Origin of the sequence: Rhizobium sp. CRRU65, assembly GCF_048551595.1 — a bacterium.
GTDB classification, from domain to species: Bacteria; Pseudomonadota; Alphaproteobacteria; order Rhizobiales; family Rhizobiaceae; genus Rhizobium; species Rhizobium leguminosarum_J.
Genome location: NZ_JBLYZH010000011.1, coordinates 113,189 through 139,903, shown reverse-complemented (window position 1 = coordinate 139,903; position 26,715 = coordinate 113,189). Strand labels below are relative to the sequence as shown.

The window sequence follows — 26,715 nt, the reverse complement described above, 5'->3', positions numbered from 1 at the left end:
CTCTCTGCCTGCTAAAATGGAACACTAAAATGCGTTCTATCTCGCGATAATTCTTAAGCTGACCACAAAACATCTTCATTTCTTGATTATTTTGCATTGCAATAAAATTGCGTCGCACAGTTAGGTGCGATGTTACCAAATATCTCTAGTGTAAATAAAATTACTCTCCACGCATCGCGTATTAGTTTACGCCAATTGCGCATCGAGAGAAGCATTACTTGATAAACAAATGTTACAAAATCATGGCACCAGTTACTTCGTCGAAAAGCAGGCGCCGGTGCGGGAGCCGAAGCAAGATTGAGTTTTCACGCTGTAACCCATAGTGATTATATCAACATCTCATCTGCGCATCAGAACCGCAACGTATTCTTATAAATTGCCCCTGAATAAACATTCTTCTCCTCTGAAGAAACAGAGGTCCGCATCTGCCATTTGGCACTTTCACTTATTATTAACGCAATAATTACCACGCGTTTCATCGCCTCATGCGTGTTACAGGTGTGTCATTATTGTACTATACACCCGAATATGTTCACTTGCTGTTAACTGCACCCTTGACTCTCTGTATTAAGATATCCTTAATCGACCAGCTCGCTAAAGGTCAGAATTGACTTAGCAAAGAATAATTCAAGGAGAGAACTGATGGCTGTTCACGCAACCGACGATAGTGCAACATTCCTGGAAACCGACGCCATTTCAGGAAATCTGCTTTCCAACGATTCATCCGATAACGGACACTTGTTCCTGCGCGCCTTCGACGGCGCGAGCGTAGGCGCCAAGAGCGGCAACAGCCAGGTCACCGAGATCCAGGGCGACTACGGCACCTTCTTCGTTAAGCCCGATGGCAGCTACACCTATGTGCTAAGCGATGCTGCCAAGGTCAACTTCACCAATGGTGAGTTGCTCCAGGAGAAGGTCGCGTACAAGATCTCCGACGGCAGCGGTCATACCGATGTCGGCCTGTTCACCCTGAACATTCAGGGCGTAACCCAGGTAAAGCCGATCGCGGTCGACGACCACTACAGCTTCACCGAAGGCGACGCCATCGGCGGCAACGCTCTGGACAACGACATTGCCGGCGACAATGGTCATCTCTTCCTCCGTCAGTTCGGCACCACGACCGTAAACGGCGACCCGAGCGCAACGACCGACGTCGCCGGCACCTATGGCACGTTCCATGTAAAAGCGGATGGATCATTCACCTATGATCTGGCAGTAGATGTTGCTCCGGGCGATCACGTCACGGAAACCATCCAGTTCTACAAAATCTCCGACGGCGAAGGCCACACCGACGCCGGTGTTCTGACGCTCAACATCAATGGCGCGGACGCAGAAGTCTGATCGTCAATAGCCAATCAAAAACAACGCCCGCCGCGAAGACGGCGGGCGTTGTTTTGTGCAAGTTGAGTCGCGTCAAGAGAAAGAGCCATGGGTGCTCAGCCTGTTGGCAACGAACTCGGAACAGTCTTTAAAAACCTGTCTCGATGATTTACGTGCTGCAGCGCTGTCGGAACCGCGCCGTCGCGGCCTCTCCAACGCTCGTCCAGCTTCGATCGAAGATCGGGCGAAGCTGTGGGCTGATCTCTCTTATCGTGGCATTGACCCTGCAACGATCGCCCCGTTTCAGCATGGTCACGAGATCGCTATCGAGCGCGCGCGCTGCCGCGGCGAGTGTTGCATTGGTGAAATCGTTCCAGAAATAAAATCGCGTCAGGATCATCACCTGGTCGTACGGCGCAAGCGCAACCGAACGCTTCATCATTCCCGCGATCGAGGCCGGCTCTTCCGCAATTGTCGACTGCACCGCCGCAAGACGAAGCCAAAAATTGCTGTTCGTCGGCATACACGAAAGCGCATGCCGCAGATATTGGCGCGCACTCGAGGCCGCAGCGGCCCAGCCGTCGTAATTGACATTGACATTCTGCCGATCGAGTTGCGCCAGAACGAGGGTTACGCCAGCAGCCACGATGTCGGATCGGCAATAGTGTCCGTCAACGACGTCGACACTGCGCGACGCATATTTGGTCACGACATCATCCGCAACGGTCTCGCCACGCTCGATCCTTTCGGCGACGATCGAGATGCTGGCCGTTCTTATCGAAGCGTAGAGCTCTCGACCGGCCAGCACCACCAAGACGACGCTGACGATAACGAAGGCGATCCTGGTAATCGAAACGGACTGACTGCGGAACATCAGCTTTCGGTATAGTATCGCGAATAACGCTTATAATAGTATTCGCTCGAACCGAATGTCCGGTAGAGTTTCATCTGCGACGGGTCGACCTTGGTCAAGATAGTACCGACGCACTTCGCATAGAGTTCCGGCTCGGACAGCAGGGTCGACTGCACGACCTTGCGCGATGTCTTTCCCCACTCGATAACGAAAACCACCGCATCGAGTTTCGAATTGATAGCGCGCGCATCCACGACCGGCGCCAAGGGCGGTAGGTCGACGATAATATAGTCGAAGCTTTGACGCGCCGTTTCAAGAAGCTGATCCATGCCGCGTGAGGCAAGCAGTTCCGACGAATGCGGAACACGATACCTTGCCACCGTCGGCAAAAATGCCAGCTTTGTCTTGGGATCGAGAAGGATCAGGTCCTTGAGCGGACGGCTGTCGACGATCGCCTCGAGCAAGCCTGCCTCGGCATGGCGGCCGATCGCCCGGGTGGCACCGGGATTGCGCATATCGCCATCGATAAGCAGGCAACGCGCACCCTGCATTGCCAGGAGCTTGGCGAAATTGATGGATGTCGTCGACTTCCCCTCGCCAGGCAAGCTCGACACGACGCCGATGACCTTGCAGCGCTGATCGGCAGCACTGAGGTCGATCGCAATCTTGGCGCTTCGAAGCGTCTCGGCAAATGCCGAGAGTGGATGCTCCTCGACATAGGTCGTCGTCTTTCCGCCCCTGGCGATGCTTCGCGGATTGCTGGGATCAACGAGCGTCGGATCGTCGACGTTATTTTCAATCAGCGGCATGACCCCGAGAGACTCGACATCAAGCACGTCCCGGACATCATCGCCGGTGCGGAAGAACCGATCTCGGAATTCGCGGAAGGCCGCTATACCACTGCCAAATGCACATCCTACGAACATCGCGAAAGCAACAACGAGAGCTCTCTTCGGAGCGCTCGGCTTCGTCGGCGTCTCCGCCGTCGTGATGATTCGCGCAGCGGTAATCGGAAAGCTCTGCTGCTGAATTGCTTCCTGGTAGCGCGTCAAGAAGCTCTGATAGAGATTCTTGTAGGTATCGCGCGTGCGCTCGAGCTCGCGAAGCTGTACCTGCGTTTCGCCAGCCGTTGCGGCTACGCCCGTCGCCTGTGTAACACTGTCGCGCAAAGAGTTTTCCCGCGATTTCGCGACCTGCAGCTCGCTTTGGTAGCTCTCGGCGATGCGGTTCAACTCATCGAACATGAGCCTTTTATATTCTTCCATTTCCGCACGAAGCCGAACCGCCTGGACGTGATCGGGACCGAGCCGCGCCTCAATTTCGGTCTCAAGCTTGGAAGCCTCCAGATATTTCTTGCGCAGGTCGTTGGAAATGGAGCTGTCGAGCACATCCGTGACGATCGCATCGGTCTGCTTGGCGTCGATGATCGACTTGACGCGCGCATACCGTGCCTCGGCCTTTGCCGTCTCGGCCTGCGCATTGATCAATTGCGTATTGATCTCGGAAAGCTGCTGCTCGCTGATCAGCGTACCGGATCCGGCCTCGACAAGCCCATGCTCGCCGCGGAATTTCTGAACCGCAAGGTCGGTGTCCAGCGCCTGCTGCCGGAGTTCTTCGATGCGCTCCTGCAGCCATTGGCCGGCCCGGCGCGTCGCCTCGTATTTCGAATTGAGCTTGTCGACCAGATAGACGTCGGCGATCCCAGCCGCGATATCACGCGCTAGGTCCGGCGACTGCGCTGTATAACTGACATCGAGGACGTAGGAGCGGCCGACGCGTTCGACATCGATATTGCCTGCGACAGTCTCGGCAGCGCCTCGCCGCCTCATTTCCGGATCAGGTGCGACGGCTGCGTCATCGGCAAACCACGACCGAAAATTCATAAAGGATTTCAACGTTGAAACAGAAAAAAGCGAGCTTTTCGGTCCCATGAACTCCGGATTGTCGACGAGTTTCAGCTTGTCGACAACAGCATAGGCGATGGTGTCGGACTTCAACAGCTCGACCTGACTGAGGACAGTACCTTCGTCATCGTCCATCTGGCCGAACGCCGCCAGCTGGTTGATCACCTGACTATCGCTGCGGTCGATCAGCACGCTGGTGTCGGCGGTGTAGACAGGCACCGAAGTCAAGACATACACAATGCCGAGAATGGCAAAGGCGAAACCGCACGCCGCAACCATCCGCCACTGTCGGCGGGCGATTGCGATGAGCTTGTCGAAATCGATGAAATCAGCATCATTTCCGGTATCGCGGGAGGGGTCGATACGCGGCGTAAGTTTATCTGGCGATAGCAATTTCGATCTCCAACAAAGGCGTCAAGCGCTAAGATCTAAGGGCAATTCCAGCTATTGTATGACCGGGACACTCTGACTCGTCGACTCCGTCGGGTCGGTAGACGACTGGCCTCCCGCTCCGGTGCTGACGATCGTCGTCGTTGAAGTCGACGATGAATCATCCGAGCCGGCATTCGAAACCTTCAGCGTACCCGCAGTCGTCGCAGCGCCGTCGAACGGCGTACCATCGTCCGCTCCAGGCCCGGTTTGTCCAACTTGCCCGTCATTGCCGATGCCGGATGCGGCGGCGGCACTTGCACCCGGACCGAGCGCCGCGGTCCCGCCTTCGGCAAGGACCTTTGCAAAGGCTGCAAGCAGCGGCGCCAGGTTCGGATCAGCGCTCGCCGCGTCGGCAACAGCCTTTTCGATCGCTAGCTTGAATTGCGGATCCGTCACCTGGCAGCTGTTTGCAGCCCGCCCGAGACCGGAGCCGATCGCCGCCATCTGTACGGCGTTAGCCTTCTTGGCCTGCTCGATCACCGGCGACAGCGCATCATTACTGCTTCCGACCAGCGCGCGAACACGCGAGGACAGAACCAACGGATCGGACATGTCGAGCAGGACGGCGGGGCTAGCCGTAAACCCGCTTATATCGACGGATGTCAGATTTGCCGGTCCTAGGCAGGCTGCCGCAAAGGCGCTTGAATTCATGCCGACATACATCGCGACGGCAATTCCGCTATATGCAAGCTTACGATAAACAGCCGATCTTGCCATAACCACAATTTCCTTCATCAAATCCGCTATAAGCCTCCGGCATCGATCATTCAGACCGATGCCGGCGACCTATTTCAATCAATTTCCAAGATCCTGTACCGCGTTACGGGTATCATTCGCATCGTCGGTCACTCCGGAAACAGTGGATGATACCGAGTTCACGATGTCAAGGAACTTGACCAGTTCAACAGAGTCCGAATTGGAAATATAGATAATATCCTTGTCTTCCATCTTGAACTGCTGAACAGCAAACAAGGTTGCCGGGTCACGCATGTTCGCACGGATGATCACTGGAACCATTTCACTCGCAAATCTCGTCGTGTCCACGTGCATCGCTTGAACCGTTTTCTTCGGGACAAGACGATAGAGCAAGACCTGAGCCGGATCGGCGCGGTCGTCGCGCAGGCCGCCCGCCTTGGCGATTGCCTCTCCAAGGGTCAGGTTAGACTCTTCGAAATCGAAGCGGCCACTGGTGCCTGCGGCGCCGAGCATAAGAAAGGTACGGCGCTCATGATCGATCGAGATCGTATCATCCGGTGCGACATAGATATTTTCGGCCGGGTTCTTCAACAGCGTGGTGTAGGCGACGGTTGCCGTCTTGCCGCGGCGCTGCAGCGTCACATTCGTTTCGATATTGTTGGTCGTCAAACCGCCCGCGGCGGAAATGACATCGAGAACACGCTCACCCGCCGGGCTGATCTCAACGCGCTGCGGATTGTTGACATCGCCGAGGATGGCAACCTGACTGGAGCGGCTTGTCGTTGTCGTAATAACTACCTGCGGTTCGATCGCGCGGCTCGCCAGGCGATCCTCGACGTCCTGCTCTACGGTCTCCTTCAGGCGACCGGCAGCCGGAACCCGACCCGCATAGGGAATTGTGATCGTTCCGTTTCTATCGATGGTCTGCTCTGGCAGCGAGATGTAATTGCCGGGTCGGCTACCTGCATCGGACGGAATGAAGAGACCGCCGGACTGAGCTTCGAAGATGGCAACCGAAACGACATCGCCGTAACCGAGTGGAATTTCGGGCGCCCCGCCTCGGCCACCACCAAACCCTTTGAACGAGGTCGGCTGGGGAGCGGTAAAATACGACAGAACGTTCTTGCTGAGATCAACCAGGGCGTAGTCGATACCGACACGACGTTCCTTCGTCGTCACTTTCACCGCTGCATCTCGATCAACGTCTTTGTGATCGGGACCGGATCTTGGTAACGACGTGCAGCTTGCCAATATAGTCGTCAGCGCTACAACAATGGCGACGCGTGTACTACCGATACGAGAACAACCCATAGAATACCCTGTGTTGACGCCCTTGAAGCTACTGCCCCGCGATCTGACAAAATACAAGACAATCCCCGATCAATAACACTGAAAGCCGATTAACAATCCCCTAACTGTGGCAGGCTGGCAACGCCGAGCCCCTTAGGAAGCGAAAAACGACTTCGGCCCGACTTTTCTTGCGTCGCAACAATCCGAAGGCTGCACCCGCTATAAAATTTCTTGGGTTTCAGAGTCAACCGTTCGCACCTGCACAATCGATCTTTTCCGAAAATCTTATTAAAATCCATCCATTTAAACTTTACGTGGTTAACGGCCGCTCATATGCCATGTCCGCCTCTCCGTTGCTACGCCCGAGACATATCGCGACAACCGCACTCAGGAAGGCGGAGTAAAACACAGCAAAACCCGGTATCTGCAGCGAAAAATCGACCGCCGCATGAAGGGCGACCAAAACGGTCGCCGCTAGGCCAAGAAGAACATAGTGCCTGAGACGCCGTCTTTGGGCGAGCCCGTGCCAGAACACTCTGGCAAGCACCGACAAGGCAAGGACTGTCGCAATCGGGAACAATATTCCGAGGCCCAGAAATCCTTCGAGATAGAAATTATGCGCACGGTCGAAGACTCCAAAAATACCGCAAGCCGGATCGCGGTAGGCGGAAAACACGGTCCGGAAGGTTCCGAGCCCCGTTCCCGTCAACCAATGATCCGAGACGGCACGCCATATGCCCGGCAGAATGCAAAACCGATCGTCATCCTCGAGTCGCCGCTCTTGCGCACGCAAAATCGCCTGGCCCGCAAACACGGTCAGCAACAGTACGACGAAAGCAATCGCCGAGAGGAGCTTCAGCAGCGAACGCCATCTTGGCGCCGGTCTCAGATGACGCCTCGAGCCGTTCCAATTAATGACAAGCCATGGAAAATAGACGAGAGCGGCAACAAAGGTCGCAAATATCCCGGCGCGCGAGCGGCTCAGCATCAGCGCGGTGAAGCATGCGCATAAGAACAGGATATAGATCCACGATCTCAAGAGGAGAGCGTTTCGGCCCGGCTCGCCGGGCGGATACTTCGAATAGGCTCGGGTAATATCCCTGACCAAGGTCAGCATCAGCAGCGTTCCAAGCCCGAGGAAGGTCGCAGCAGTATTACGGTTGACGAAGACCGCAGTCAGGCTGTCGAGGTAGGCGTGTTTTTCGACGACGATCAAAATTTTGGGAAACAGCAAAAACTGCATCAGGCCGAAAACAGCGATGATACCCGCCGTAAGCCCGAGCCCGGTGAGCACTTTCCTCGCGCGCTGATCGGTATCGCATAAGAGAAGCCCGGTCAGGAACGTGACGAAAGGCAGCGCGACCCAGAGGATCGACGCGAGCGTGTCGGCCGGTTCGACCGAGATCGCCGCGGACTGGGCACCTGCAAGGTCACGCGCAGCATTCCAGGCGGGATTCGCCAACCAATTGGCGGGCAGTTCGGTGGTTTGGATGAACGCCCAGCCCGCCAGGACGACGAGTAGAAACAAAGCGATACTGAAAACCCATCTGCTTTGTCTCGGCTCTCTAAACAGCAATCCCGAAATGATGGCGAGGACAAACATCCCGATCGCGGCGAAGGCGAAGGGAAAGGGTGTAACGCTCCCGAACGGTATGAGCGTCAATATAACGAGGCCGATGAAGGCAAAAAGCAAAACCTCTCGCAAGACCCGCTTATTGATGAGGTTGGAGAACATGTGAATTCGTTTACCAGAGTAGGCAGCGACCAAAGCCATTGCAACCAAAGAGATTAATTTACTCGTACTAACATAAGTTGAACATCAAGCACTTGCGTGCTAAAGTGTAACAGAATTCCACATCGTTTAAAATTGTCGCGAAAGGTTTAAGCCAATCGAGACAAGGCCCGGCTATGCTCCTTCCAAGCAGCAGAAACGGGACAGATATTCTGCGCCCAATACTTGGCAGATCATCAGATCGCCATGCCATTGACCGAGAAAAAAGGCAAGCCTGATCTCAATCGGTTGTCCTGACAGGGATTTAAGAGATGAAGAAAACATTCGTTACACTTCTGGCACTGGCCCTTACAGCAGGCAATGCGTGCTCGGCATTTGCCGCCGGTCCCGCAGGTTTTGCCCGCGGTCTGACCGGTAATTCGGCGGTCAGTTATATCTCTGAAAAAGGCAAGATCATTCCGCCTTTCGCCCAGGTGCTGTTCTGCGCCCAGAACCCGACCGAATGCCGCGACAACAACGGTTTGGCGGTCGTTGCGATGACCGACAAGCAAATGCTGCAACTGAATGACGTCAACACCGCCGTCAATCGCACGATGGTCGGCCGGAACGACTCCCGCAACGAACTGAATGGCGACGTCTGGAAGGTAAATGTACGCAGCGGCGACTGCGAAGATTTCGCGTTGACCAAGCGCAGCCGGCTAATCGCGATGGGCTGGTCGTCGCGCGCTTTGCGGATCGCGACGGCATATACGCCCTCCGGTGAAGGACATGCGGTCCTCGTCGTCAGAACCGACAGGGGCGATCTCGTCCTCGACAACCGGAAAAGTAGCATCAAGAACTGGCGCGATACCGATCTGCGCTGGGACAAGATTCAATCGGGAACAGACCCCTACGTCTGGTATCGGCTATAACAGCCGAGGCAGCGACATAGACTGATTGATCCAGTTTCCGGATTGAAGTCGAGCCTGCTCTGACGAGCCGCTCGACTTGTCATATCGCCCACACAAACCTATGTTTTGGCTATCGACGGGGCAGCGCGCGGTAAGCTGCGGTGCCCGGAGTTCGATTTCCGATATGGGTACCAGGCGATCTTCGGTATTGTCTTTTCGTCCAGATTAACTATGACGAACTCATGCTGCGACGCAGCATGACGTTCTACTCTAATGATTTGAGGGAAATATGCGCATCACGATGATTGGATCAGGCTATGTCGGCCTCGTTTCAGGCGTTTGCTTTGCGGATTTCGGCCACGACGTCATCTGCGTCGACAAGGATCTGAGTAAGATCGAAGCCCTTCGCGAAGGCCGCATTCCGATCTACGAGCCGGGTCTGGAACAATTGGTCGCCGAAAATACCAGCACCGGCCGACTGTCGTTTTCGACGGATGTCGGCGAAAGTGTCCGCAGCGCCGATGTCGTGTTCATCGCAGTCGGCACGCCGTCCCGGCGCGGCGACGGCCACGCAGACCTTTCCTATGTCTATGCCGCTGCACGCGAGATTGCCACCTATGTGGAAGGCTTCACGGTCATCGTCACCAAGTCGACGGTGCCGGTCGGCACGGGAGACGAGGTCGAGCGCATCATGCGCGAAACCAATCCTGCGGCGGATGTCGCCGTCGTTTCCAATCCGGAATTCCTGCGTGAAGGTGCGGCGATCGAAGACTTCAAGCGGCCCGACCGTATCGTCATCGGGCTGAACGACGACCGGGCGCGCGAAACCATGACCGAGGTCTACCGCCCGCTCTATCTCAACCAGGCCCCCTTGGTCTTCACCACCCGCCGCACCTCGGAACTGATCAAATATGCGGCCAATGCCTTCCTCGCAATGAAGATCACCTTCATCAACGAGATCGCCGATCTCTGCGAACGGGTCGACGCAAACGTCCAGGACGTTTCGCGCGGAATCGGTCTCGACGGCCGTATCGGCTCCAAGTTCCTGCATGCCGGCCCGGGTTACGGCGGTTCGTGCTTCCCCAAGGATACGCTTGCCCTTGCCAAGACGGCGCAGGATTACGACGCGCCGATGCGTCTCATCGAGACGACGATCTCGATCAATGACAACCGCAAGCGGGCAATGGGACGCAAAGTCATTTCGGCCGTCGGCGGAGACATTCGCGGCAAGAAGATCGCGATCCTCGGCCTGACCTTCAAGCCGAACACCGACGATATGCGCGACAGCCCGGCGATCGCAGTCATCCAGACCCTGCAGGACAACGGAGCCGAAGTGGTTGGCTACGATCCCGAGGGCATGGAAAACGCCCGTAAGGTGATCGAGAACATCGAATATGCGAGCGGCCCTTATGAAGCAGCCGCTGGTGCGGATGCGCTTGTCATCGTCACCGAATGGAACCAGTTCCGCGCGCTCGATTTCAATCGCTTGAAGCAGTCGATGCGCGCTCCGATCCTGGTCGATCTGCGCAATATCTACCGCAGCGACGAGGTCCGCAAACACGGCTTTACCTATACCGGCATCGGCACCAACCTTTATCAGGACGTGACCGGCGCCTGAGATAGCCTGCTGAATATCTGATCGTCCTGACGCCGCGGAGCATAAACCGCGGCGTTTGGTTTTGAGCATGATGCCGAAAGTGCAAGCGTTTCGGACGACACCATGCTCGCCGACTTAAAGAATTCCGACCCGCGTTCCCTTTATCGTCAGCACGGTCAGCCGGCCCGTCGCCGAAACCGCAGTGTCGATGCCGATGCGTTGCGGGCCGAATGTCGGGATTCGCGCCGGGGTGTGCCCATGGATCACCAGGACCGGAAGCTGCGGCCCTTCATTCAGGAAGGGCTGACGGATCCACATGAGGTCACTGTCCTTCTGCTTCTTGAGGTCGATGCCCGGCTTGATGCCCGCATGAACAAAGACGACCCTTCCCATCCGCACCATGATCGGCAATGATTCAAGGAATTGGATATGCCGTTCGGGTATCATGTTGCGAATGACGCGGGCGATTGTTTCGCTTCCAGCCGCCGACTGCAGCAGATGCTCGATATCGATACCGTATGAGTGCAGCGTCTCCGTTCCGGCAAAGCCGAGCCATTCGAGAATGCTCGCCGGTTTGCGATAGAGCTTCACCAGCTCCGCGTCATGATTGCCGCACAGGACGAGACGTTGAAACCCCGGCGGCGAGGTCTTGCTCAGGAACTCCAGCACCGCGCTCGAATCGGGCCCGCGATCGACATAATCGCCGAGCATGACGATGAGTTTCGGTCCCGGAATGCGCGCGGCATCCTGCTCGATGCGGCGATGTGCCTCAACGAGTTCATTATAACAGCCGTGAACATCGCTCATCGCGTAGACCGCAGCGAATTCGCCTTCGGCAAACGTCAGCCGAGCGCGTTTTTTACGGTTGCCAGCCAGTATCTGTATCTGTTGTCGCCATGGCCCTAGATAGTTAAACATGGAACCCATTTATGAGACCCGACCGAATGGCGGGTTGTCGGAAATAATCCATCTCTTATCCATCGCTGCAACGGCATGAGGCTCAGTGTTCATAAGAATTTGGCCTGATCGCGGCCCACCGAAGTTGTAACCGGAACCAATTGCCACATTCAGAGTGACATAGTCCTTCGCCATTTGCTGCACCGCCTGCGCCAGGTTGGTCTGACTGGTCGCGGCCGAACGCTGCGCATCCAGCACATCAAGCAAGGATGATCGTCCATCCTTGTGGCTCCCGATTGAAAGCGCAAGAGTCTCCTGCGTGGTCTTCATCTGAGCGCGCAGCGCCTGCGACTCGGCAACACCGATATTGGTCGTTGCAGCGGCGAGGTCTTGCGGATGTAATCATTCATACTTGGGAGGGTGCTGCGGTTAATATTACGCTATAGTTTGCTATATGATGGTTAATCCGACGTTAAACCGGCGATTATTGCGTTTCTCGCGACGTTATCGGCTAATATTCGCCAAATGGAGGAGCCACGGGTATCGGATATCCACAGGCGAGACCTTCGGAAAAGCTGCAAAAATCAACCATAACGAGAGCCATCAGGAAAAAATAAACGTTAAAGAAGATGATGCTTGACGCCCCCGCGGCGCAGCATGATGATGGCGCGTTGCGAGTGTGAATGACATTTCTTGATCAGGAATCTCAGATCCAAAACTGCGGGGTGCAAAGTGGAAACTGCGGTTGATTCGAAACTTATCGAGGCGATCACCTACGACGAAGACAGCCGGCATCTACGGGTCTATCTGACCAACGGTCAGAGGCGAGAATATGAAGGCGTTCCCAAGGGCGTCGTCGTCGGGTTGACGATGGCGGAATCACCGGGAAATTTCTACATGAAGGCAATCAGGGGCAAATATCCTCCTCGCCCCTAATGTCCTATCGATCACGACGATAGGATCATTGTTCCAGCAAAGATGCGGGACCGGCATTCCCGGTCCCGCAATCATTTTCCCGCCGAGCGGCGGTGCACACGTCAATAAAGGCCGAGAAAATCGCGGACCGCATCGATCTCGAGCGGCGCAATCTCGTGACCGCCGGGATGCCAGACCGTCCTGACCTCCGCCCCTCGGTTTTTCAGATGTTCGGACAGCGCCTCGGTCATGGAGACAGGCGCAATCGGGTCTCGCTGCCCGGCCGTCATCAGCACCTTTCTTCCCGCCAGCGGCGACTGGGCTTCGGGTTGAAACGGAATGAGCGGGTGCATCAGAACCGCGGCATCGAAGATACCCTTCTCGATCAGGACATTGGCAAGAATATTTGCGCCATTCGAAAAACCCAGGCCGAGAATATTGGAAGCCTGGTACTCGTCCGCGAATGCCTTGACGTAGGCGGCCATCTTCTCCGTCGCCCGGGAAAGGTCGGGCATGTCGTAGACCCCCTCCCCGGTGCGGCGAAAGAACCGCGCCGCGCCGTGTTCGGAAACATCGCCGCGCGGCGAGAGAATCGTCGCTTCGGGCAGCAGGTGCCGAGCGAAGTCGAAAAACTGGTTCTCGTCGCCACCCGTGCCGTGCAGCACCAGCAGGATGGGTTTATCAGGTGCACCGGCATGCAGCCGGTGCACATATCCGGTTTCGGTCATATCGCCTCTCCTTACGCTTCGAGCGGCTGCAGGTGCTGCTCGAGCAGCGCGCGAAGATGGGCGTGCTGCTGCGGCAGTTTCAGGGCTTCGCCGAGATGAGCCGTATCCTCGTCGCGGTCGAAGCCAGGTTCATTGGTCGCGACCTCGAACAGCACGCCGCCCGGCGTGCGGAAATAGATCGCCCAGAAATAATCGCGGTCGATCACCGGCGTGACCTGATAGCCGGTGTCCATCAGTGCCTTGCGCACTTCGAGCTGCTTCTCGCGGTTTTCGACGGCGAAGGCGACATGGTGGACGGAGCCGGCGCCGGGAAGCGCGCGGGCAATGTTCGGCATGGTCTCGAGATCGATGAGATGCGCGCCATTGCCGGAGGGCATGATCAGCCGCCTGACGCCGTCCCTTTCCTCGGCGACCTCATAGCCCATGAACTTCAGGAGTTCGGCCGTTGCGCCCTCGTCCCTCAGCCGCATGGCGACGGAGTGGAAGCCACGAATGGCATGGTCCTCGCTGATGCCGCCATGTGTCCAGGACTGGCGGGTATCATCCTCGACCTCGACGAGGGCGAAGCCATCGCCATCGGGGCCGGAAAAATTCAGCCGCATTTCGCCGAAACTTTCCTCGGCCTTCAGGCCGCCGACACCAAGCGCGGCAAGGCGATCGCTCCAGAAGCCGAGCGAACCCTTGGGAACGGAAAACACCGTCGTGCCGACCTCTCCGGTGCCGGGACGGCCCTGCGCCATCTTCGGGAACGGGAAATAGGTCATGACCGTGCCGGGCGCACCGGTCTCGTCACCATAATAGAGGTGATAGACATCAGGCGCGTCGAAATTGACAGTCTTCTTGACGCGGCGCAGGCCGAGCGCATGGGTGAAAAACTGGTTGTTGGTGCGGGCGTCCTGCGCCATCGACGTGACGTGGTGCAGACCCTTGATCTGATCGAGCATGTCAAACCCCTTTCATGCCCGCCGTTGCGGGCTTTCGATGAGGCTAAGATGCGCGCTGAAGCGCCCGTATAACAGACCCGCAGAGCAAAACGCATTGTCTTCTTTTAGTGAACGAACATCGACTTGTGTTCACACTAAAGCATGTCGCGCAAAAGTGTGCAGCAGCGAATCTGAAAGATTGCGTCCCGCTTAGGCCCCATGGGGATCGGCCGGCAATTGCCAGTCGATCGGCGCACGGCCGCGCGACTGCAGGAAGGCATTCGCCTTCGAAAAATGCCCACAGCCGAAAAACCCGTTATGGGCCGAAAGTGGCGAGGGATGCGGCGCTCTGAGCACGAGATGCCGCGTCGTGTCGACGAAGGCGGCCTTGCGTTGGGCATAGGAACCCCAGAGCATGAAGACGACGGATTCGCATTCATCGTTGACCTTGCGGATGACGGCGTCGGTGAAGCGTTCCCACCCCTTGCCCTGATGAGCAGCCGCCTGCCCTTCCTCGACGGTCAGCACGCTGTTCAGCAGGAGTACGCCCTGCTTTGCCCAATGTTCGAGAAAACCGTGACGTGCCGGCGCTATGCCAAGATCCGTCTCCATCTCCTTGTAGATATTGACCAGGGAGGGCGGTATGCGCACGCCCGGCCGGACACTGAAACACAGCCCATGGGCCTGCCCAAGTCCATGATAGGGATCCTGGCCGAGGATGACGGCCTTGACGTTGGAGATCGGCGTCAGATCGAGGGCGCGGAAATATTCGCTGCCCTTGGGGAAAATCCGCTTGCCGACCTCTTTCTGCGTGACGAGGAAGGATTTGAGCTGTTGCATGTAGGGGCTCGAAAACTCCCCCTCCAGCGCGGCCTTCCAGCTCCCCTCGAGACTGATGGATGTATCGCTCATCTAGGAAAATCCTTCGCATATGACGAAACAACGGACACACGGTTCTAACAAAATCGATCTACGCTGCAATGCCTGCCGGCTCGGCAATGGTCTACACCCTCAGAATTCGGTGAGAGAAGATTGCGCGGCTGTCCGAGGCATCGTCGTCCGTATTTAACTATATGATGGCTTTGGTATTTACGCCGGCAGGCGGCCTGAGTAGAACTTTGATGGTGAAATCGGAGCCATGTCTTCCCATGAAATTCGGCACGAGCGGCCTTCGCGGACTTTCCGTCGACCTCAAGGGACGCGCCTCTGCCCTCTACGCCACCGCGTTCGGCAAATATCTGCTGCAGACCGGCAAGGCGCGGGCCGGCGACGTCATTCTGATCGGCCGCGATTTTCGCGATTCAAGCCCTGAAATCTCGGGAAATTGTGCCGGTGCGCTTGCCGCCCTCGGCTTCCGGATCTTCGACTGTGGCACCGTCCCCACACCCGCCCTTGCCCTCTATGGTCTCGAGAGCAAGGCCGCATGCCTGATGGTGACGGGCTCGCATATTCCGGCGGACCGCAACGGCATCAAGTTTTATCGCCCGGATGGTGAGATCGACAAATCGGACGAGGCTGCTATCACCGCATTGGCGGCCGAGATCGAGCGAACCGGTGAAACGGTGGCGCAGGCGCCAGCCGAGACGGAGGAGCATGAAGCGATCTGCCGGCAGCTCTTTTTCGAACGCAATGCAGCCCTGCTTCCGCAGGGCGCGCTGTCCGACATGAAGATCGGTGTCTACCAGCACAGCAGCGTCGCCCGCGACCTGCTGGTTGATGTTCTCGCCCATTACGGCGCCGAGATCACCGCTCTTGGACGTTCGGAGAGTTTCATTCCCGTCGACACCGAAGCCGTTTCAGACGAGACGATCACGCTGATGAAGCGCTGGGTGTCCGAGCACAAGTTCGATGCGATCGTCTCGACCGATGGCGACGGCGACCGTCCGCTGGTCGCAGACGAAACCGGCACGCCGTTGCGCGGTGACCTTCTCGGCCTTGTGGCAGCCAATTTCCTCGACGCCGGCACGGTGGTGACACCGGTTACCTCCAATTCCGGCATCGAGGCCGCGGGCTCTTTCGCCGTGCGGCGCACCCGCGTCGGCTCACCCTTCGTCATTTCAGGCATGGAAGAGGCCGTGGCGGCTGGCAAGGATCATGTCATGGGCTTTGAAGCCAATGGCGGGCTGCTGACCGCAACCGCCTTTGATATCAACGGCCGGAACGTGCGTGCCTTGCCGACACGCGATTGTTTTATCCCGATGCTCGCGATCCTGTCGCTCGCAGCCATCCGCAAGCAGCCGCTTTCGGCCGTTGCCGCCTCCTATCAGCTGCCCTTTGCCGCCGCCGACCGCCTGGAGAATTTTCCGCTGGAGACGAGTGCCGCACTGATGGAACATCTGCGTGCTTCGGACGAAAATCTCTCGGCTTTCCTGCAGCCGATCGGCGAGGTAGCGACGAAATCCGACATCGACGGACTTCGGGTGACGCTGAGAGATGGCGGCATCATTCATTTCCGCCCGTCCGGCAATGCCCCGGAAATGCGCTGCTACACGGAGGCCGGCAGCGAAGCTGCAGCCCTGGAGCTGCTGAATACAGGGCTCAATCGAATAACAGACTGGGCAGGCGCCCGGTAACATGCGACCAACAAGCCGTTTACTTCAAGGAACCCGCCTATGACGCAGAAAATCGTTCCCGTGATCATGGCCGGCGGCAAAGGCACGCGGCTCTGGCCGCTTTCCCGTGCCACCGCACCGAAACAATTCATCCAGTTCGTCGGCGACAAGACGTTGTTTCAGGAAACTCTTGAACGCGTTTCCGATCCCGAACTCTATGAAGCCCCGATCGTCGTCACCAATGAGGAATTCCGCTTCCTGGTCGCCGAGCAGGCACGCGAGCTTGCCATCCCGCTCGCTGCCGTACTGCTCGAACCGGTCGCCCGCAACACAGCCGCAGCAGTGGCCGCCGCTGCAACGCTCGCTGGCGAGCTGTTCGGCAAGGGCACCATCATCCAGATGCTCGCCTCTGATCACGAAATTCTCGCCGACAAGAGCTATTTCGATTGCATCCGCATCGCCCGCGATGCCGCTGCCGACGGCAGCCTCGTCACTTTCGGCATCAACCCGACTGAGCCGGCGACAGGCTACGGCTATATCGAGATCGGCGATGCCCTCAAAAACGGTGCGCACAAGGTCAAGCGCTTTGTCGAAAAGCCGGCACTTGAGAAGGCCGAGCAGATGCTCGCCGACGGCGGCTTCTACTGGAACTCGGGCATCTTCATGTTCCCGGTGACGGAACTTATCGCCGAACTGCAGGAATATGCACCCGATGTGCTGAAGGCGGCCAGCAAGGCCGTTTCGAAGGCGAGCCGCGACCTTGATTTCACCCGTCTCGACGCCGACCATTTCGCCAAGAGCCCCGATATCTCCATCGATTATGCGATCATGGAAAAGACCTCCAAGGCAGCCGTCGTCCCCTCGCCGTTCAAATGGTCGGACATGGGCAGCTGGGATTCTGTCTGGAAATCAGGCGCCCGCGACGACAACGGCAATGTCGCCGCCGCAAACACCACCGTCGTCAATACCCGCAATTCGCTCGTCATGACCCGTGGTGTGCATCTTGCCGTCCAGGGCATGGAGGATGTCGCCGTTATCGCCAGCGAGGACGCCGTCTATGTCGGACCGCTCAAAGACAGCCAGAATGTCGGACAATTGGTCAAGATGCTGGCGTCTTCTTCCATTACCGCGAAATTCACCGAAACCCATCCGACATCCTATCGACCCTGGGGCGGCTATACCTCGATCTTCAACGGCGACCGCTTCCAGGTGAAGCGTATCTTCGTCACGCCGGGCAAGAAGCTCTCGCTGCAAAAACACCACCATCGTTCCGAACACTGGATCGTCGTCAAGGGAACGGCTGAGGTGACGGTCGGCGAGAACGTGCGGATGCTGCGCGAGAACGAAAGCGTCTACATCCCGCTCGGCGAAGTCCACCGCCTCGCCAACCCCGGCAAGATTCTTCTCGAGCTCATCGAGGTTCAGACGGGCTCCTATCTCGGCGAGGACGACATCATCCGTATCGTCGATGAGTTTGGAAGAACGTAAATCGCAGCCGGAGCGATGGTCGGGCCTTTTCCGGCGCGACCTTCCTCACTGTTGAATTTCCTCTTGGGGTTCTCGTAGAATGGATGTACCGACAGACATGACCGGAGATATCCCCCTGATGCGTACCTTGCCCGTCCTCGCCGGATTCCTTGCAATCATGGTGCCGGGAATGGCGTTTGCCGAAATGGCAAGCATGCGAACCGCAAACGAGTCGGAAATTCGCCAGCACCTGCCCGGTACGTCCGAACTGAAAGAAGCCAAGAACGGCTACGAATATCGCGACGGCAATAAGAATGGCTACAAGATAACCAATGGCCAGGTGTGCGTCCTGTTCCCCAGCAAGAAGACCGATTGCGTCAACGTGAAGACCGACGGCAAGAGGTTTCAGATGATCGACAAAAAAGGCGGCCGAACCAGATTCTGATTTGTGGCCCCGGCAAGATTTCCGTGCCCAGGCAAAATCATTTTGCCGGTGAAGTTTCGCGGTCCTTGTCGAGAACGAAGTCGGCGACCAGGCCCGAATGGTTCGAGCCGAGATTATCATCGAGACGTTTCAGCGATGTCAGCTGAAGCGGCGCGCGCGCAAATATGTGGTCGATGGCGATCCCGAGCGCGCCGGCGCCGATCGGCCATGTTGCTGGTTCTGGCGTGATCGTTTTCAGCTTTTGCTCGCGCAGGAAAACCTGGATGCTCGGGGCGATCGCCGAGGAGTTGAAATCACCTGACAGCACCAGAGGGCCGTCGATCGAGCCAAGCGCTTTGCCGAGATCTTCCAATTCAGCCATCTGGAAATCGTCGAAATATGGTTTGGTCAGGTGCGCCGAAACCAGATTGATAGTTTCGCCGCCGAAGTCGACGCTTGCTATAACAAGCCTGCTTTTTCGAAGACTACCCATACTTGCGACCTGACGGCTGACGAACGGGCGTTTGGAGAGCACCAGCGTATCGCATGTATCCTTCCCGGCATCGCAACCGATATGGTAGGGGTAGGCCTTGAACAATTGCTGCAGGTGGAACGTCAGCGGCTTGGCTTCGAGCAGATTGACGACGTCGGCATTCGACGCGATCACCATATCGGTGATTTCAGTCGAGTTTTTCCAGTTGTCGATCGCGATGTTGAACGACATCAGACGAAAAAGCGGCGGCCTGTCGGTGCCTCTGTCGCCCTCCGAGAACTCGCGCAGCATGATGACGCCGTGAGCGACGAGAAGAAGCGAGGCAAGCAGAAGGATGAAGCCGTAAATCTGTCTCTTGATGGCCAGAATGACGAGGCTGGCGGCGACGAACACGACGCCGAGGTGAACCTGAAAGCTGTAGACGAAGGACAGAAGCCAGAAGTTCGTGACATAGCGTAACGACACGATGGCGATGGCAACGGTCAGAAAGGCGCAGAGAATCCAATAAACTATATCTCTCATCGATCCTGACCTGCTTGCAGACGACCGGCCGGCCATAACATGCCAGCAATCATGTTGCAACGCAGCATAACGGCAGAGAGTTGCGGCTGACCGGCAGACGATATCGATAGTCTCGTCCTCATCCGGCAAGGCAGCGGCGGACAGGCGGCCGGCAGTAGGGACAGTGCTGTGGCCTTCTCTTTCAAAGGCCTATCGACTCGGCCTCTTTTTATCTTGTAAGTGGGGTCACTTGATACGGAATCGGCTCTTTGCCGTCGGCAGGGAGCCGAGAAAAGGTGGGAATGCGCTACTTCATTACAGGGACTGCCGGCTTTATCGGTTTTCATCTGGCCAGGCGCCTGCTGCAGGAAGGGCATGACGTCACAGGCTTTGATGGACTCACTCCCTATTACAACGTCAAGCTCAAGGAGATGCGCCATGCCGCACTCTCCCAGTTTCCGGCCTTCAGACCCGTCATATCAATGCTTGAGGACCGGCCAGCGCTGGAAGCGGCGGTTCTGGCGGCCAAGCCCGATATCCTGATTCATCTCGCCGCGCAGGCCGGCGTGCGCTACAGCCTGGAAAATCCAGAGGCCTATCTTCGCTCGAATGTCGAAGGCTCGTGGAACATCATGGAAATTGCGCGGCGCGTCGAAATCCGCCATCTGATGCTGGCCTCGACATCATCGATCTATGGCGCCAATGCGACCGTCCCCTTTCACGAGACCGATCGCGCCGACGAGCCGCTGACCATCTATGCGGCGACGAAGAAATCGATGGAACTGATGGCGCACAGTTATGCCCATCTTCACAAGATTCCGACCACGGCTTTTCGCTTTTTCACCGTTTATGGCCCATGGGGCCGGCCCGACATGGCGCTGTTCAAATTCACCAAGAACATGCTTGAAGGCCAGCCGATCGAGATCTACGGCGAAGGCAACATGAGCCGTGACTTCACCTATATAGACGATCTCATCGAGGCGATCGTCAGGCTATCGGCGGTCGTCCCGTCCGAGGAAAATCGCCTCGAAAACACGGCTGTCGAAACGCTCTCGCGCCAGGCGCCCTTCCGTGTCGTCAATATTGGCGGAGGCCAGCCGGTCAGCCTGATGGATTTCGTCGAAACGGTGGAAAAGGCGCTCGGCCGTCCTGCCATTCGCAAGATGCTGGCAATGCAGAAGGGTGACGTGCCGCGCACCTTCGCAGCCCCGGATCTGCTGGTCGCGCTGACCGGATACAAGCCGGATACGACCTTGGATGTCGGCGTCAAGGCCTTCGTCGACTGGTATCTCGACGTACGCAGCGAACTCGACGCCTAGATCAGGATGATTCTAGGCCGGATCGACCTAGAATCTAGTCAGGTGTCAGCGCAGAAACGCAACCGCTTGTACGGCCTCGACCGCCGTCGAAAACACGTAGTCGACAACAACGGTCAGGCTCTGCGAATAGGTCTTGAGCCGGTAACCCTCGCCTTCGATCTCGGCCGGGCTGCGCAGGACGAACGGAACGCCGGGGCGCACGAAACCGGCGCGGGTCGTCAACGGAACCTCGGGCGAATGGCCGATGGCGGAGGTGTACATCAGGTCGCGGGCAAGGCTGGCTGGGCCGATGGCGAATGCCGGCTCGGCAGCGGCAGTGATGGTCAGGCTCAAGGCGATGGCGGCAAAAGTTCTGTGCATGTCGAAGTCCCCGTTTGCGGATCGGCGGGCGTTCGGTTTGCCCGGCTCCAAACGATCGACGCGTCTGTCCACGCTTCGGTCGCTTTCATGAGACCACTCTACACATCAGTATTTTCAGGGCTTTTAAGCGGATCGGTCAAATTTTACGAAATTTGATTTTCTGTCCGGAAGGGCTCGGAACGCATAAGGAAATAGATCCCGGCCGCGAGCCGGGAATGCAACATCGGCAATGACCTGGACGCTGTATCGCAGTCTACAAAATGCGATCCAGCTTCTTGTTTATATGAAGGTTCGGCATCACTCCCGCGCTTTGCGCGGCATGATAGGATTCGCGGGCCGCATCGAACGAGATCGACCACATGATGGCGCTGAGCAGTAGCGCGATGATATAAATCTGAATACGCATCGAACCGGCGATACGGAACGAGCAAGGCAGTTTTGTGTCAAAACATGGTCACAGGAATCACGAAAAAGTGGCGGGCTTTTTGTTTCGCAGTCGGTTGGCGCCAGACACATTAGTGTCGTGAAAATTAGCGATACTGTATCGCTACCTGTTTAGCAGCCGACCCCGAGGCTTGGTTCATCTTCCCTACCCCTAGAACCCTGAGAGGCCCGTTCCCACGGGCCTCTTTGCCTTCTTTCCGGACATTGCAGAACAGCTGAGACCGCCTGGTCCGAATTGACGCTGAACCGCTGAACGGCACATCTCGATCCCCAATCAGGCAAAGCATCCAGCCATGAGCGATGTCACCTTCGCATCAGCAAAGGCATCGGTCGACAACACTTGCTCTCGAAATATATCAATCGATTGACTTACTTTGTCGTCAATGTTATAAAACTGTCATGATCAAAGAACACGACAGCCAGTCACCGGCGTCCGCCCGTGCCGATATCGCGCGCCAGAAGATGCTGTCCGCCGCCCTCGACGTCTTCGGCCGCTATGGTTTCGACGGCGCCTCGACACGCCAGCTCACAGAAACGGCCGGCGTCAACCTGCAGGCAATCCCTTATTATTTCGGCAGCAAGGAAGGTCTCTACATCGCCACCGCCGAATATCTGATGATGCGGATCAATACGCATGTCGGTGACATGAGGGCGCGCGTCGGCGCGCATTTGCTGGCGCTCGACGCGGCGGGAAAATCGCTCGGTGAAGCGGAGGCTCGCCATTTCCTGACCGAGATTTTGCAGACCATGGTGACGCTGTTCGTCGGCAAGGAATCCGAATCCTGGGCGCGCTTCCTGATCCGCGAGCAGATGGAACCGACCGAAGCCTTCACACGGGTCTATCAGGGCCTCATGCGGCCGATGATCGAGATGGGCCGGCGGCTGATCGGCGCCATCCTTCATGAGGATCCCGCCTCGGAACATGTGCGCCTGCGCACCTTTACCCTTCTCGGCAGCATCCTCGTCTTTCGTGTCGCCCATGCAGCCGTGCTCGCCCAGATGGAATGGGACGGCGTCGGCCCGGAACAGGTGGAAACCGTGCGGGGCCTTGCCGCAGAGCTGGTCGATGCCATCGGCCCGCCGAAAGGAAGTGCAGCATGAAACGCGTCCTTCCCCTCGTCATCCTTCTTCTCGTTGCTGCGGGTGCCGCCGCCTGGTGGTACGCGCTGCCCCAAAAGCTCGGCTGGTTGCCTGAGGCCAGCCGCGAATTCGTCCTTTACGGCAATGTCGATATCCGCCAGGTCTCGCTCGGCTTCCGCGTCAGCGGCCGCCTCGCCGAACTCCATGCCGACGAAGGCGACCTCGTCAAAACTGGAACGGTTCTGGCAAAGCTCGATGCAGCACCCTATGAATTCGCGGTCCGCTCGGGCGAAGCCAATGTCGCAGCCCTTCAGGCAACGCTCGACAAGCTGAAGGCCGGTCCGCGGCCGACCGAGATCGCCCAGGCGCGCGCCGCCTATGACGAAAGTATTGCCGATCTCCGCAATGCCAACCTCGCCTATGACCGCGCCCGCCAGTTGCGCCCGCAGGGCACGATTTCCGAGGCGAGCCTTGATCAGGCGACCGCTGCAAGGGCGATGGCCGCCGCACGCTCCGACTCCGCCAACGAGGCGTTGAAACTACTGCTGGAAGGCTCCCGCGTCGAGGATATCGCCGCTGCCGACGCCCAGCTGAAGGCGGCGGAGGCAACGCTCGCTTCGGCCCGCACCTCGCTTGATGATACCGAACTGCGCGCGCCAAACGACGGCGTCATGCTCTCCCGTGTGCGGGAGAACGGCGCTATCGTTTCCCCCGCCGACACCGTCTTCGTGTTGTCGCTGACGGAACCCGTCTGGGTGCGCACTTATGTTGCCGAACCCGATCTCGGCCGCATCCATCCCGGCATGAAGGTTGCGGTCACCTCCGATACGGCGCCCGACAAACCCTATGAAGGCACGATCGGCTTCATCTCGCCGGTTGCCGAATTCACTCCGAAATCGGTGGAAACGCCGGAACTGAGGACAGACCTCGTCTATCGCCTCAGGATCGTCATCGACAAGCCCGGCCCGGATCTGCGCCAGGGCATGCCGGTTACCGTGCGTTTTCCCACGCCGACGGCGGGCGGACAATGACCGCCGCCGAGACCGGCCGGGGCGACAAGCCGCTCGTCCGGATCGACGGTGTCACCAAGCGCTTCGGCGATGCGCCAGCCGCCCTTGACGCCGTCTCCGGCACGATTGGCAGCGGCGCAATCACCGGTCTCGTCGGCCCTGACGGCGCCGGCAAGACGACGCTGATCCGCCTGATGACCGGCCTGATGCTGCCCGACACGGGAACGATGGAGGTTCTCGGCTTCGACACGCGCAAGAACCCCGCCGGCATCCAGGCGGCGATCGGCTACATGCCGCAGCGCTTCGGTCTCTATGAGGACCTTTCGGTGCAGGAAAACCTCGATCTCTATGCCGATCTGCGGGGCCTGCCGAAAAGCGAACGCGCAAGCGCCTTCGACGAACTGCTCACTTTTACCGACCTCAAGCGTTTCACCGGCAGGCTCGCCGGAAAGCTCTCCGGCGGCATGAAGCAAAAGCTTGGTCTTGCCTGCGCGCTTCTGAAGAAGCCGCGCCTGCTGCTGCTCGACGAGCCGGGCGTCGGCGTCGATCCGATCTCGCGCCGCGACCTCTGGAAGATGGTCGAGAACCTGACGAAGGAAGGCATCGGCGTGCTTTGGTCGACCGCCTATCTCGACGAGGCTGAAGCCTGCGACCATGTGCTGCTCTTGAACCAGGGAAAGCTGCTGTTTTCGGGAAAACCTGATGACATGACCGGCCGTGTTAGCGACCGGGTTTTCCGCGTCTCGGGCATGACAGGGCGCCGCCGGCAGGTGCTCGCCGGGCTTCTGCAGGCCGATGGCGTCATCGACGGCGTGATCCAGGGCGAAGCGATCCGCCTCGTCGCCGCCAGGGACAAGAAACCGGATATCGGCGCGGCCGGCGATGGCGCGACGCTCACCCCTGCCCCGCCGCGCTTCGAGGATGCCTTTATCGACATGCTGGGTGGTGGTCCTGGCGGCCGATCGAGACTGGCCGAGGCGCAAGGGCCGACGAAAGGCGACGACATCAGGCCGGTGATCGAGGCCAAGGGGCTGACCAAGCGCTTCGGCGATTTCACCGCTGCCGACAATATCAGCTTCGATATCCGTCGCGGCGAAATCTTCGGCCTGCTCGGCCCGAACGGCGCCGGCAAATCCACCACCTTCAAGATGCTCTGCGGCCTGCTGAAGCCGACCGGTGGCGAAGGCCGCGTCGCCGGTTTCGACCTTCGTCGCGATGCCGCCGAAGCCCGCAACCAGCTTGGCTATATGGCGCAGAAATTCTCGCTCTATGGCGATCTGACCGTCATGCAGAACCTCGAATTCTTCTCCGGCGTCTATGGCCTTCGCGGAAGACACCGGCGCGAGCGCATTGACCTGATGGCCGGCATCTTCGATTTCGGCCGCCATATCAGCCAGCCGGCCAAGGACCTGCCGCTTGGCCTGAAGCAGCGCCTGGCGCTTGCCTGCGCCGTCATGCACGAGCCACGCGCCCTCTTCCTCGACGAACCGACCTCCGGCGTCGATCCGATCACCCGGCGCGAATTCTGGACGCATATCAACGCGCTGGTCGAAAAGGGCGTTACCGTGCTCGTCACCACCCATTTCATGGACGAGGCGGAATATTGCGACCGCATCTCGCTGATCTATCGCGGCCGCTCGATCGCGCTTGGTTCGCCCGATGAATTGAAGGCCCGCGTCGCGACCAAGGAGCTGCCTGACCCGACAATGGAGGATGCCTTCATCGCCCTGGTGCAGCAATCCGAGAAGGAGGATGCAGCATGAGCACCTCTTCCGGCCGGATGCGACGTCTCTTGGCCCTCGTGCGCAAGGAAAGCTTCCAGGCGATCCGCGATCCGAGCAGCATCCTCATCGCCTTCGTGCTGCCGCTGATCCTGCTCTTTCTCTTCGGCTACGGCGTCTCGCTCGATACCACCCGCACCCGCATCGGCCTCGTGACCGAGGAGATGACGCCGCTGACGCAGGATCTCTCGGCCAGTTTCCAGGCCTCGCGCTATTTCGATGTGGCCATCGGCCGCGACCGGCGTCTGTTCGAGGAAGACCTCGTGCTCGGCAAGCTGCGCGGCATCGTCGTCATCCCCGCCGACTTCACCACGCGCTACACCGCCGGCAACCGCCCCGATATCCAGGTGATCGTCGATGGCTCCGAACCGAACACGGCGAATTTCGTGCAGAACTATGCCCAAGGCACCGTTGCCAACTGGGAGCGGCAGAGGCAGGCGGACGTCGCCTCCCACAGTCCCGCCATTTCGGTCGAACAGCGCTTCTGGTTCAATCCTGAACTGACCAGCCGCAATTTCCTCGTGCCCGGCTCGATCGCCATCGTCATGACGCTGGTCGGCACGCTTTTGACCTCGCTCGTCGTCGCCCGCGAATGGGAGCGGGGTACGATGGAAGCGATGATGGCGACACCGGTGACAGCGGTCGAACTGCTCGCCGGCAAGATCCTGCCCTATTTTCTGCTCGGCCTCACCTCGATGACGCTCTGCGTGCTGCTTGCGGTCTTTCTCTTCGGCGTGCCGTTCCGCGGCTCCGTCGCTGCTCTTTATGCGCTGTCGGCCGCTTTCCTGATCCCGGCGCTTGGCCAGGGCCTGTTGATATCGACGGCCACGAAGAACCAGTTCCTTGCCTCGCAGCTGGCGCTGATCTCGGCCTTTCTCCCTGCTTTCCTGCTGTCTGGCTTCCTCTTCGAGATCAATTCCATGCCGACCGTGATCCAGTGGATCACCTTCATCGTGCCGGCGCGCTACCTGATCCCCAGCCTGCAGACGGTGTTCCTGGCCGGCGATATCTGGCCGATGTTTCTGCAGGCGATCGGCGTGATGCTGACGATCGGCGCCATCATGTTCGTGCTTGCAGCCCGCAGCACCAGAAAGAGGATCGGTTGAG

23 protein-coding genes and 1 pseudogene are annotated in these 26,715 nt (G+C 58.2%); 12 read left to right on the top strand and 12 right to left on the bottom strand.

Going from position 1 to position 26,715, the window contains the following annotated elements:
- Positions 1–642: 642 nt before the first annotated feature.
- Positions 643–1,341 carry an Ig-like domain-containing protein gene (locus ACM5SV_RS22130; protein WP_012758617.1) on the top strand — a complete coding sequence of 233 codons (699 nt, stop codon included), beginning with the start codon at positions 643–645 and terminating at the stop codon, positions 1,339–1,341.
- 148 nt (positions 1,342–1,489) lie between these two features.
- On the opposite strand, the gene ACM5SV_RS22125 is transcribed toward ACM5SV_RS22130, so the two are convergent.
- The 5 genes from ACM5SV_RS22125 to ACM5SV_RS22105 all read right to left on the bottom strand — a co-directional run bounded on the left by ACM5SV_RS22125 (position 1,490) and on the right by ACM5SV_RS22105 (position 8,230).
- Positions 1,490–2,194 (bottom strand): hypothetical protein, encoded by a 705-nt coding sequence (locus ACM5SV_RS22125; RefSeq protein WP_222015892.1) that lies wholly within the window; start codon positions 2,192–2,194, stop codon positions 1,490–1,492.
- Positions 2,194–4,470 carry a polysaccharide biosynthesis tyrosine autokinase gene (locus ACM5SV_RS22120; protein ID WP_003561870.1) on the bottom strand — a complete coding sequence of 759 codons (2,277 nt, stop codon included), beginning with the start codon at positions 4,468–4,470 and terminating at the stop codon, positions 2,194–2,196. The genes ACM5SV_RS22125 and ACM5SV_RS22120 overlap by 1 nt, the downstream gene beginning before the upstream one ends.
- A gap of 51 nt (positions 4,471–4,521) precedes the next feature.
- A complete protein-coding gene (locus ACM5SV_RS22115) occupies positions 4,522–5,226 on the bottom strand; it encodes a hypothetical protein (protein ID WP_012758619.1) in 705 nt (234 codons plus the stop codon).
- A 78-nt stretch (positions 5,227–5,304) separates the two neighbouring features.
- Positions 5,305–6,516: a polysaccharide biosynthesis/export family protein gene (locus ACM5SV_RS22110; protein WP_050563528.1), complete on the bottom strand. Its 1,212-nt coding sequence runs from the start codon at positions 6,514–6,516 to the stop codon at positions 5,305–5,307.
- A gap of 289 nt (positions 6,517–6,805) precedes the next feature.
- Positions 6,806–8,230 carry an O-antigen ligase family protein gene (locus tag ACM5SV_RS22105; protein ID WP_012758621.1) on the bottom strand — a complete coding sequence of 475 codons (1,425 nt, stop codon included), beginning with the start codon at positions 8,228–8,230 and terminating at the stop codon, positions 6,806–6,808.
- Between the two features lie 308 nt (positions 8,231–8,538).
- On the opposite strand from ACM5SV_RS22105, the gene ACM5SV_RS22100 reads away from it, so the two are divergent.
- Together ACM5SV_RS22100 and ACM5SV_RS22095 are read left to right on the top strand one after the other, a co-directional pair.
- The gene (locus tag ACM5SV_RS22100) at positions 8,539–9,138 is read left to right on the top strand and encodes a transglutaminase-like cysteine peptidase (protein ID WP_012758622.1); all 600 of its coding nucleotides are present in this window, start codon (positions 8,539–8,541) and stop codon (positions 9,136–9,138) included.
- A 268-nt stretch (positions 9,139–9,406) separates the two neighbouring features.
- Positions 9,407–10,735: a UDP-glucose dehydrogenase family protein gene (locus ACM5SV_RS22095; RefSeq protein WP_012758623.1), complete on the top strand. Its 1,329-nt coding sequence runs from the start codon at positions 9,407–9,409 to the stop codon at positions 10,733–10,735.
- 114 nt (positions 10,736–10,849) lie between these two features.
- Here the strand turns inward: ACM5SV_RS22095 and ACM5SV_RS22090 are convergent, their stop codons facing one another.
- Both ACM5SV_RS22090 and ACM5SV_RS22085 read right to left on the bottom strand, forming a co-directional pair.
- A complete protein-coding gene (locus ACM5SV_RS22090; RefSeq protein WP_222015891.1) occupies positions 10,850–11,641 on the bottom strand; it encodes a metallophosphoesterase in 792 nt (263 codons plus the stop codon).
- Positions 11,642–11,956: pseudogene (locus ACM5SV_RS22085) on the bottom strand (TolC family protein); the annotation flags it as partial.
- A 348-nt stretch (positions 11,957–12,304) separates the two neighbouring features.
- On the opposite strand from ACM5SV_RS22085, the gene ACM5SV_RS22080 reads away from it, so the two are divergent.
- A complete protein-coding gene (locus ACM5SV_RS22080; protein ID WP_012758625.1) occupies positions 12,305–12,547 on the top strand; it encodes a KTSC domain-containing protein in 243 nt (80 codons plus the stop codon).
- Between the two features lie 101 nt (positions 12,548–12,648).
- On the opposite strand, the gene ACM5SV_RS22075 is transcribed toward ACM5SV_RS22080, so the two are convergent.
- The 3 genes from ACM5SV_RS22075 to ung form a co-directional block, all read right to left on the bottom strand.
- On the bottom strand, positions 12,649–13,254 hold the full coding sequence (locus tag ACM5SV_RS22075) for an alpha/beta hydrolase (RefSeq protein ID WP_222015890.1): 606 nt from the start codon (positions 13,252–13,254) through the stop codon (positions 12,649–12,651).
- Positions 13,255–13,265: 11 nt separating this feature from the next.
- On the bottom strand, positions 13,266–14,198 hold the full coding sequence (locus tag ACM5SV_RS22070; RefSeq protein WP_012758627.1) for a VOC family protein: 933 nt from the start codon (positions 14,196–14,198) through the stop codon (positions 13,266–13,268).
- 189 nt (positions 14,199–14,387) lie between these two features.
- Positions 14,388–15,089 (bottom strand): uracil-DNA glycosylase, encoded by a 702-nt coding sequence (ung, locus tag ACM5SV_RS22065; protein ID WP_012758628.1) that lies wholly within the window; start codon positions 15,087–15,089, stop codon positions 14,388–14,390.
- A 236-nt stretch (positions 15,090–15,325) separates the two neighbouring features.
- On the opposite strand from ung, the gene ACM5SV_RS22060 reads away from it, so the two are divergent.
- The 3 genes from ACM5SV_RS22060 to ACM5SV_RS22050 all read left to right on the top strand — a co-directional run bounded on the left by ACM5SV_RS22060 (position 15,326) and on the right by ACM5SV_RS22050 (position 18,641).
- The gene (locus tag ACM5SV_RS22060; RefSeq protein WP_128406835.1) at positions 15,326–16,750 is read left to right on the top strand and encodes a phosphomannomutase; all 1,425 of its coding nucleotides are present in this window, start codon (positions 15,326–15,328) and stop codon (positions 16,748–16,750) included.
- Between the two features lie 39 nt (positions 16,751–16,789).
- A complete protein-coding gene (locus tag ACM5SV_RS22055) occupies positions 16,790–18,217 on the top strand; it encodes a mannose-1-phosphate guanylyltransferase/mannose-6-phosphate isomerase (protein ID WP_012758630.1) in 1,428 nt (475 codons plus the stop codon).
- A 118-nt stretch (positions 18,218–18,335) separates the two neighbouring features.
- Positions 18,336–18,641 (top strand): hypothetical protein, encoded by a 306-nt coding sequence (locus ACM5SV_RS22050; RefSeq protein ID WP_222015915.1) that lies wholly within the window; start codon positions 18,336–18,338, stop codon positions 18,639–18,641.
- Positions 18,642–18,678: 37 nt separating this feature from the next.
- Here the strand turns inward: ACM5SV_RS22050 and ACM5SV_RS22045 are convergent, their stop codons facing one another.
- A complete protein-coding gene (locus ACM5SV_RS22045; protein ID WP_222015889.1) occupies positions 18,679–19,635 on the bottom strand; it encodes an endonuclease/exonuclease/phosphatase family protein in 957 nt (318 codons plus the stop codon).
- Positions 19,636–19,916: 281 nt separating this feature from the next.
- Here ACM5SV_RS22045 and ACM5SV_RS22040 point away from each other — a divergent pair, with 281 nt between their 5' ends.
- Positions 19,917–20,933, top strand: coding sequence for an NAD-dependent epimerase/dehydratase family protein (locus tag ACM5SV_RS22040; protein ID WP_012758633.1), 1,017 nt, complete (start codon positions 19,917–19,919; stop codon positions 20,931–20,933).
- A gap of 45 nt (positions 20,934–20,978) precedes the next feature.
- Here ACM5SV_RS22040 and ACM5SV_RS22035 read toward each other — a convergent pair whose 3' ends face one another.
- A complete protein-coding gene (locus ACM5SV_RS22035; protein ID WP_012758634.1) occupies positions 20,979–21,293 on the bottom strand; it encodes a hypothetical protein in 315 nt (104 codons plus the stop codon).
- 843 nt (positions 21,294–22,136) lie between these two features.
- Between ACM5SV_RS22035 and ACM5SV_RS22030 the strand changes: the two genes are divergently transcribed.
- From ACM5SV_RS22030 to ACM5SV_RS22015, 4 genes are read left to right on the top strand one after another with little or no spacing between them, the layout of a single operon-like run.
- A complete protein-coding gene (locus ACM5SV_RS22030; protein WP_017994935.1) occupies positions 22,137–22,838 on the top strand; it encodes a CerR family C-terminal domain-containing protein in 702 nt (233 codons plus the stop codon).
- Positions 22,835–23,848 carry a secretion protein HlyD gene (gene hlyD / locus ACM5SV_RS22025; protein WP_222015888.1) on the top strand — a complete coding sequence of 338 codons (1,014 nt, stop codon included), beginning with the start codon at positions 22,835–22,837 and terminating at the stop codon, positions 23,846–23,848. Before ACM5SV_RS22030 ends, hlyD begins: the two co-directional genes overlap by 4 nt.
- Positions 23,845–25,590 (top strand): ATP-binding cassette domain-containing protein, encoded by a 1,746-nt coding sequence (locus ACM5SV_RS22020; protein ID WP_222015887.1) that lies wholly within the window; start codon positions 23,845–23,847, stop codon positions 25,588–25,590. Before hlyD ends, ACM5SV_RS22020 begins: the two co-directional genes overlap by 4 nt.
- A complete protein-coding gene (locus tag ACM5SV_RS22015) occupies positions 25,587–26,714 on the top strand; it encodes an ABC transporter permease (protein ID WP_012758638.1) in 1,128 nt (375 codons plus the stop codon). The genes ACM5SV_RS22020 and ACM5SV_RS22015 overlap by 4 nt, the downstream gene beginning before the upstream one ends.
- The last annotated feature ends 1 nt before the right edge of the window (position 26,715 follow it).

Coding starts and splice junctions, on each gene's coding strand:
- ACM5SV_RS22130 (WP_012758617.1), top strand. CDS start 643: ATGGCTGTTCACGCAACCGACGATAGTGCAACATTCCTGGAAACCGAC.
- ACM5SV_RS22125 (WP_222015892.1), bottom strand. CDS start 2,194: ATGTTCCGCAGTCAGTCCGTTTCGATTACCAGGATCGCCTTCGTTATC.
- ACM5SV_RS22115 (WP_012758619.1), bottom strand. CDS start 5,226: ATGGCAAGATCGGCTGTTTATCGTAAGCTTGCATATAGCGGAATTGCC.
- ACM5SV_RS22110 (WP_050563528.1), bottom strand. CDS start 6,516: ATGGGTTGTTCTCGTATCGGTAGTACACGCGTCGCCATTGTTGTAGCG.
- ACM5SV_RS22105 (WP_012758621.1), bottom strand. CDS start 8,230: ATGTTCTCCAACCTCATCAATAAGCGGGTCTTGCGAGAGGTTTTGCTT.
- ACM5SV_RS22100 (WP_012758622.1), top strand. CDS start 8,539: ATGAAGAAAACATTCGTTACACTTCTGGCACTGGCCCTTACAGCAGGC.
- ACM5SV_RS22095 (WP_012758623.1), top strand. CDS start 9,407: ATGCGCATCACGATGATTGGATCAGGCTATGTCGGCCTCGTTTCAGGC.
- ACM5SV_RS22090 (WP_222015891.1), bottom strand. CDS start 11,641: ATGGGTTCCATGTTTAACTATCTAGGGCCATGGCGACAACAGATACAG.
- ACM5SV_RS22075 (WP_222015890.1), bottom strand. CDS start 13,254: ATGACCGAAACCGGATATGTGCACCGGCTGCATGCCGGTGCACCTGAT.
- ACM5SV_RS22070 (WP_012758627.1), bottom strand. CDS start 14,198: ATGCTCGATCAGATCAAGGGTCTGCACCACGTCACGTCGATGGCGCAG.
- ung (WP_012758628.1), bottom strand. CDS start 15,089: ATGAGCGATACATCCATCAGTCTCGAGGGGAGCTGGAAGGCCGCGCTG.
- ACM5SV_RS22060 (WP_128406835.1), top strand. CDS start 15,326: ATGAAATTCGGCACGAGCGGCCTTCGCGGACTTTCCGTCGACCTCAAG.
- ACM5SV_RS22055 (WP_012758630.1), top strand. CDS start 16,790: ATGACGCAGAAAATCGTTCCCGTGATCATGGCCGGCGGCAAAGGCACG.
- ACM5SV_RS22050 (WP_222015915.1), top strand. CDS start 18,336: ATGCGTACCTTGCCCGTCCTCGCCGGATTCCTTGCAATCATGGTGCCG.
- ACM5SV_RS22045 (WP_222015889.1), bottom strand. CDS start 19,635: ATGAGAGATATAGTTTATTGGATTCTCTGCGCCTTTCTGACCGTTGCC.
- ACM5SV_RS22040 (WP_012758633.1), top strand. CDS start 19,917: ATGCGCTACTTCATTACAGGGACTGCCGGCTTTATCGGTTTTCATCTG.
- ACM5SV_RS22035 (WP_012758634.1), bottom strand. CDS start 21,293: ATGCACAGAACTTTTGCCGCCATCGCCTTGAGCCTGACCATCACTGCC.
- ACM5SV_RS22030 (WP_017994935.1), top strand. CDS start 22,137: ATGATCAAAGAACACGACAGCCAGTCACCGGCGTCCGCCCGTGCCGAT.
- hlyD (WP_222015888.1), top strand. CDS start 22,835: ATGAAACGCGTCCTTCCCCTCGTCATCCTTCTTCTCGTTGCTGCGGGT.
- ACM5SV_RS22020 (WP_222015887.1), top strand. CDS start 23,845: ATGACCGCCGCCGAGACCGGCCGGGGCGACAAGCCGCTCGTCCGGATC.
- ACM5SV_RS22015 (WP_012758638.1), top strand. CDS start 25,587: ATGAGCACCTCTTCCGGCCGGATGCGACGTCTCTTGGCCCTCGTGCGC.